A 6,624-nucleotide genomic window follows, 5' to 3' on the forward strand; every position below is an offset into this window, starting at 1 on the left:
GGAGCGGGGCGAGGGCGGGCAGCCAGGTGTGTTCCTTGCGCAGCAGCGCGTCCGCGGACCGCGTCGCCCAGGGCAGCCGGACGGCGAGGTCGTCGCCGAGCCGCCACACCTGGTTGTCCCAGCCGCGCGCTCCGAGTCTGAGGGGCAGGTCCGCCAGGTCGGGGTGCCGCTCGCGCAGCAGGTCCCGGACCAGGTCCTCGGTGATGTCCGTTCCGTGGGTTGTCATCAACGGCAACGATAGAGGGGCGGTGGGTTCGGCCGGTGGACGGTTACCGGCCGTGGGGGCGGGCGCCCCGCAGGAACTGCTCGACCGCGGTCTCGACCAGCCCGTCGAGCCTGTCCGCGTCGATCATGCCGCCGTTGACCATCGTCGCGATGCCCTGCACGGTCGCGTACAGGATGATCCCGATGCGCTCGGGGTCGCCGTGTTCGAGCGCGCCGCGCTCCTGGCCCTCCTCGATCAGCTCGCTGACCTGACCGAAGGCGGCCTCGGCCGCCTCGACGAGCCGTGTGGCTCCCGGCCGGTGTTTGCCGGAGTTCATCAGTTCGAGCAGCGCGGCGTTCTCGGTGGCGAAACGGGCGAAGGCCAGCACGGCCCCGTGCACCCGTACGTCGAACGCGTCCCCGGCCTCCGCCAGCGCGGTGCGCAGCGCCTCGCCCAACCGGACGAACCCCGCCTCGGCCAGGGCGTCGAGGAGCGCCTGCCGGTCGGCGAAGTGCCTCCGCGGCGCGGCGTGGCTCACGCCGACCTCCCTGGCCAGGTCCCGCAGGGAGAGCTGGTCCGCTCCGTGCTCGCGCAGCTGGCGCGCGGCGGCGTCGAGGATCGCGCTGCGGAGGTTGCCGTGGTGGTAGGGGCGCTGCCCGGCGGGTGGGGTCACGTCCGCCATCCTAACACGCGATGTTTGCATTGACATCATTGTTTGCACTGACTACATTCGGGGCCATGCCACCGTTGTCCGTCGAAGACGTCCCTTCCATGACCGGCCGCACCGCCGTCGTCACCGGCGCGAACAGCGGGATCGGACGCGTCACCGCCCGCGTCCTCGCCGAACGCGGCGCCCGGGTCCTGCTCGCCGTCCGCGACCTCGACAGGGGCCGCGCCGCCGCCGCGACGATGGCCGGTGACGTCGAGGTCCGCGAACTCGACCTCGCCGACCTGTCCTCGATACGGGCGTTCGCGCGGCGGCTCACCGAGCCCGTCGACCTGCTCGTCAACAACGCCGGCCTGTCGCTCCCGCCGTTGTCCCGCACCGCCGACGGTTTCGAGTCGCAGTTCGGGACCAACCACCTCGGCCACTTCGCGCTCACGAACCTGCTGCTGCCGCGGATCCGGGGAAGGGTCGTCACGGTGGCCTCGCTCGCGCACCTGATCGGCTCGATCGACTTCGCCGACCTCAACTGGGAGCGCAAGCCCTACCGGGCCTATCCCGCCTACGGCCAGTCCAAACTCGCCAACCTCCTGTTCGCCTCGGAACTCCAGCGGCGCCTCGCCGAGGCCGGTTCCCCGGTGACATCGACGGCCGCCCACCCCGGAATCTCCGCCACGAACCTGATGAGGACGGAGGGGCGCGGCCTGTGGCTGCGGGCGAGCCAGGCACTGATCGGTCTGGTCACGCAGAGCGCGGAACAGGGCGCCCTGCCCACGCTCTACGCCGCCACGGCGGACGTCCCCGGCGACAGCTACGCCGGTCCCCGCCGCATGATGGGGCTCCGGGGCGCACCGAAGCTGGTCCCACGCGCGGCGAAGGCGCGCGACGTCGACGCCGCGCGCCGACTGTGGCGGGCCTCCGAGGAACTCACCGGAGTGGCCTTTCCGCTGAGGACACCTCACACCGCCTGACATCCCCAGCGGCGCCATGAACCCGACCGTTCACCGACTCCGCCGCCGTCGACACCGGCGCGCCCCAGGAAAGGAACGTCCCCTGACGCGGACACACCACACGCGGCCCCACGACGCCGAACTCAGGCGTCTGCTGGACCGGGCCGAGATCAGCGAGGTCCAGACCCGCTACGCCACCGGAACCGACTCCCGTGACTGGGAGCTGTTCCGCTCCTGCTTCACGGACGAGGTCGAGGTCGACTTCGGCGAGGGCTTCGGCCCGCCGGCCGTACGCCTCACCGCCGACGCGTGGGTCGCGGGTACCGCGCCGCGGACGGAGTCCTTCCAGGCCGCGCAGCACATGCGCACGAACCACGTGGTCACCTTCGACGGGGACGACCACGCCACGTGTATGGCCCACGTGCGGGCGAGCCACCACCTGCCCAACAGCCTGGGCGACAGCGACCGGGCGGGAGAGGATGTCAAACGAACCGGTTCGCCCGCACCCTGAACGGCTGGCGCGTCGCCGGCGTGAAGCTGACGCCCCTGTGGATGACCGGGAACTTCGGCGTCTTCCAGTCCGCCCTCGCCGCAGAGGGCGCCGCCTGAGACGGCGGTACCCGAGCCGAGCCCCGGACCGCGCGGCGGACGGGGCTCAGCCCGCCGGAGCGGACTCCCAGCGCGCGAGGCCCTCGCGGAACCCGTCGGCGGCGGTGAACACGTGGCCGCCCATGCCCAGCGCCTCGGCGGCCCGGACGTTCTCCTCGCGGTCGTCGACGAAGAGGATGCGCCCCGGCTCCACGCCCAGGGCCTCCTGGCACCACCGGTAGGCGCCCGGTTCGGGCTTGGCTCGGCGGATACGGCAGGAGAAGGCGCGCACGTGGAAGCGGTCGAGCCAGGGGTGGTGCGCCTCGTAGTGGGCGGCCAACTCCTCGGGGATGTTGGACAGCAGCCCGATCCGCCGGCCGGAGGCCGCGAGCTCCCCGACCAGGGCGACCATGGTCTCGTCCACGGCGCTCCAGCTGGCGACGTCGGCCTCGACGAGCGCGGCGATGCGCTCCCCGTCGAAGCGCGTGCCCAGGTCCTCGCCCACGCCGCGCCAGTACTCGGCGGCGCTCACGTCCGCGCGGTCGTAGGGCTGGCGCCGCGCCCAGTACGCCTCCCAGAAGGCCGGGGCTGGTGCGCCCGCGATCCGGACCAACCGGTCCCTGCCCTCCTCGGACTGGTGGCGGGCAAGGACGCCGAACAGGTCGAAGAGCACGGTCAACAGGACACACCTTCCTCACGGCACCGTCGGGAACCCGTCCAGATCGTACGCGGTCGGGCACCGCGTGACCGATACACGTCGCGGGCCAAACGATGGACATCTTTTGGCCCGTGGGCGTTTTGTCCGTGACCCTCGGCTTCCCGACGTGTCCACTCTGGGGACGAGCACTGTGCGACGTGGAAGGGACACCAGACGTGAGCGGAGCCAGACAGGCCGGGGACGAGTCGGTTCCGGCGGGGGAGGGCAACATCGTCCACGTGACGATGATCGCCGCGGCCGCGGCGATGGGCGGTTTCCTGTTCGGCTACGACAGCGCGGTCATCAACGGAGCGGTACCCGCCATCCAGGAGTACTTCGGAGTGGGCCCCGCCACGCTGGGCTTCACGGTCGCCGCCGCGCTCCTGGGCTGCGTGGTGGGCGCCGCGGTCGCGGGGGCCCTGGCCGACCGCCTCGGCCGCATCCGCACCATGCAGATCGCCGGTGTGCTGTTCGCGATCAGCGCCGTCGGCTCGGCGCTGCCGTTCAACGTGTGGGACCTGACCGCCTGGCGGATCCTGGGCGGTGTCGCCATCGGCCTGGCCTCGGTGATCGCCCCGACCTACATCGCAGAGGTGTCGCCCGCGGCCTACCGCGGCCGCCTGGCGTCGTTGCAGCAGCTGGCCATCGTGCTGGGCATCGCCGCCTCGCAGCTGGTCAACTACGGCATCGCCCAGATGGCCGACGGCACCGCGAGCGGCATGCTGGGGCCGATCCAGGCCTGGCAGTGGATGCTGGGCGTCGAGGTCCTGCCCGCCCTGGTCTACCTGGGGCTGAGCGTGCTCATCCCCGAATCTCCCCGCTACCTGGTGCGCGTGGGGCAGACCGAACGCGCCCGCCGCATCCTGGCCGACGTCGAGGGCGGCGGAGCCGAGCGGGTGGACAAGCGCATCGGGGAGATCCGCGAGGCGCTGGGTTCGGAGGTCCGGCCCAGGCTGAGCGACCTGACCGGCCGCTACGGTCTGCTGCCCATCGTGTGGATCGGCATGGCCGTCTCGGCGTTCCAACAGCTGGTCGGGATCAACGTCATCTTCTACTACTCCAGTTCGCTGTGGCAGTCGGTGGGGGTGGAGGAGTCGGCCTCGCTGCTGCTGAGCCTGTTCACCTCCATCGTGAACATCGTGGGTACGTTCGTGGCGATCCTGCTGGTGGACCGGGTCGGCCGCAAGCCGCTGCTGCTGGTGGGCTCGGCCGGGATGACGGTGGCGCTGGCGCTGGCCGCCTACGCCTTCAACCACGCGGTGGTGCGGGGCGAGGAGGTGACGCTGTCGTTCGGCTGGGGCGCGGTGGCGCTGACCGCGGCCAGCCTGTTCGTGCTCTTCTTCGCGCTGTCGTGGGGCGTGGTCGTGTGGGTGCTGCTGGGGGAGATGTTCCCGCTGCGCATCCGTGCCGCGGCGATGGGCGTGGCCACCGCGACCCAGTGGCTCACCAACTGGCTCATCACCGTGAGCTTCCCGAGCCTGCGCGACTGGAGCCTGAGCGGCACGTACCTGATGTACGCGTTCTTCGCGCTGGTGTCGTTCTTCTTCGTGCTGAGGTTCGTGAAGGAGACCCGCGGCAAGACCCTGGAGGAGATGCGGGGCTGAGGGTTCAGCGCTCCAGGTCGATCTTGCGCTGGAGGAACTCCTCCCGGTCGATCTGGCCGCGCGCGTATCTGAGCCGCAGCTCCTCCTCCGCCGCGTCCACGGCCTGCGGCGCGGGCGCGGCGGGGGTCCGGCGACGCCCCGGCCGGGCCAGGTCGGCACGGGCCGCGCCCGCCACGGACGCCACCGTGACGACGAAGAAGACGCCCAGCGCCACCATGATCATCATGACGACCGCGGCCATGACGTAGGTCATCGTCTGCTCCCCACTCCTGGAAGAAACGCTCCTCTCCTTCCTGTGTACCCCTGACCGGGGTTCTTCTCCAGGGGTCCTTCGCGCCTGTGGACAACCGCCCCGTCCGGATCGCCGTAACCTGGATTGTCGGGATACGGACGAAAAGGGTGGTTATGCGCGTCCTCCTCGTGGACAACCACGACTCCTACACCTACAACCTCTTCCAGCTCCTGGCGCGCGTCCTCGGCCGGACCCCGGCGGTGCTCACCCACGACGACCCCCGCTGGGACCGGCTCGACCCGGCGGACCTGGACGCCGTGGTCGTCTCACCGGGCCCGGGCCGCCCCCAGAACCCCCGCGACCTGGGCCGCGTCCCCGAACTCCTGGCCCGCACCCGGCTGCCCGTCCTGGGGGTGTGCCTGGGCCACCAGGCCATCGCCCACCTGGCCGGGGCGGACGTGGTCTCGGCCCCCCAGCCCCGCCACGGCCACCTGTCCCGGATCCGGCACACCGGCGCGGGCCTGTTCGCGGGCCTGCCCCAGGGCCTCACCGCCGTCCGCTACCACTCCCTGGCCGTTCCCGAGCCCCTGCCCGAGACGCTGACGGCCACCGCATGGGCCGAGGACGGCGTGGTCATGGGCCTGGAGCACCGCACGCTGCCCCGCTGGGGCGTGCAGTTCCACCCCGAGTCGGTGGCCAGCGAGCACGGCGCGGAGCTGGTCGCGAACTTCCTGGACCTGGCCCGCCCGCACACCGCCCTGGCGGCCGCGCCCCCGGGCCCGCCCTCGGAACGGGACGCGGCCGCCCGGGGCGGGAAGGCCCCGACGGCGGTGCCCGGAGAGCGCCCCGACGCCCCCGCGGCCGCGGGGGCTCCGACCGTCCGCATGCGCGAACTCCCCATGGCCGTGGACACCGAGGCCGCCTTCGCCCGCCTGTACGGCGACGCCGAGTACGCGTTCTGGCTGGACAGCTCCCGTCCGGAGGGCCCCGCGCGCTTCTCCTTCCTCGGCGCCGCCACCGGCGAGGTGCTCACCTACCGCGTCGGCGGCCCCGTCACCGTGCGCGCCGCGGACGGCACCGAGCACCGCGAGCCCGGCAGCGTCTTCGACGCCCTCGACCGCCGCCTCCCCCCGCCCTCTCCCTCCGGCCTGCCCTTCGACTTCACAGGAGGGTACGTCGGCTACCTCGGCTACGAGCTCAAGGCCGACTGCGGCGGCGACAGCGCCCACACCTCGTCCGAACCCGACGCGGTGTGGCTGCGCTGCGACCGGTTCGTGGCCGTCGACCACCACCGCGACCGCACCTACGCGGTGTGCGCCGACGACCTCCCCGGCGGCGACGCCTGGCTCGACGCGACCCTGACCGCCCTCACCGACCTGCCGCCGCTGTCGGCACCCGTCCCCGCCGCCCCGTCCGCCGACCTGGCCCGCCTGCTGGAGCGCCCGCGCGAGGACTACGTGGCCGACGTCAAGGAGTGCCTGGCCGAGCTCACCGCCGGGGAGAGCTACGAGATCTGCCTGACCAACCGGGTCCGCCTGCCCCACGACGGGGGAGACCTGGACTCCTACCGCCGCCTGCGCGCGGCCAGCCCCGCGCCCTACGCCGCCCTGCTGCGGCTGGGGCCCACGAGCGTGCTCAGCGCCTCGCCCGAGCGCTTCCTGCGCGTGGACGGCGACCGCGCGGC

The 6,624-nt window shown here is 72.5% G+C and carries 7 protein-coding genes and 1 pseudogene; 4 read left to right on the forward strand and 4 right to left on the reverse strand.

The annotated features are described in order from the left end of the window. Together DQW06_RS05710 and DQW06_RS05715 are read right to left on the reverse strand one after the other, a co-directional pair. Positions 1 to 226: pseudogene (locus DQW06_RS05710) on the reverse strand (aminoglycoside phosphotransferase); the annotation flags it as partial. 43 nt (positions 227 to 269) lie between these two features. After that, the gene (locus DQW06_RS05715) at positions 270 to 887 is read right to left on the reverse strand and encodes a TetR/AcrR family transcriptional regulator (protein ID WP_041552673.1); all 618 of its coding nucleotides are present in this window, start codon (positions 885 to 887) and stop codon (positions 270 to 272) included. A gap of 56 nt (positions 888 to 943) precedes the next feature. Here DQW06_RS05715 and DQW06_RS05720 point away from each other — a divergent pair, with 56 nt between their 5' ends. Further along, positions 944 to 1,840 carry an oxidoreductase gene (locus DQW06_RS05720; RefSeq protein WP_013153138.1) on the forward strand — a complete coding sequence of 299 codons (897 nt, stop codon included), beginning with the start codon at positions 944 to 946 and terminating at the stop codon, positions 1,838 to 1,840. A 16-nt stretch (positions 1,841 to 1,856) separates the two neighbouring features. Then, positions 1,857 to 2,330, forward strand: coding sequence for a nuclear transport factor 2 family protein (locus tag DQW06_RS05725; RefSeq protein ID WP_013153139.1), 474 nt, complete (start codon positions 1,857 to 1,859; stop codon positions 2,328 to 2,330). A 144-nt stretch (positions 2,331 to 2,474) separates the two neighbouring features. Here DQW06_RS05725 and DQW06_RS05730 read toward each other — a convergent pair whose 3' ends face one another. Next, positions 2,475 to 3,086: an HAD family phosphatase gene (locus DQW06_RS05730; protein WP_071622099.1), complete on the reverse strand. Its 612-nt coding sequence runs from the start codon at positions 3,084 to 3,086 to the stop codon at positions 2,475 to 2,477. A 194-nt stretch (positions 3,087 to 3,280) separates the two neighbouring features. On the opposite strand from DQW06_RS05730, the gene DQW06_RS05735 reads away from it, so the two are divergent. Continuing rightward, entirely contained in the window at positions 3,281 to 4,708 is a 1,428-nt protein-coding gene (locus DQW06_RS05735; RefSeq protein WP_013153141.1) for a sugar porter family MFS transporter, read from the forward strand. A gap of 4 nt (positions 4,709 to 4,712) precedes the next feature. On the opposite strand, the gene DQW06_RS05740 is transcribed toward DQW06_RS05735, so the two are convergent. Beyond that, entirely contained in the window at positions 4,713 to 4,961 is a 249-nt protein-coding gene (locus DQW06_RS05740; RefSeq protein WP_013153142.1) for an SHOCT domain-containing protein, read from the reverse strand. 152 nt (positions 4,962 to 5,113) lie between these two features. Here DQW06_RS05740 and DQW06_RS05745 point away from each other — a divergent pair. Next, positions 5,114 to 6,624 (forward strand): chorismate-binding protein (locus DQW06_RS05745; protein WP_117198097.1); only part of this gene is annotated, 1,511 nt, incomplete at its 3' end.

Origin of the sequence: Nocardiopsis sp. TNDT3 (assembly GCF_003427465.1) — a bacterium.
Taxonomy (GTDB): Bacteria; Actinomycetota; Actinomycetes; order Streptosporangiales; family Streptosporangiaceae; genus Nocardiopsis; species Nocardiopsis dassonvillei.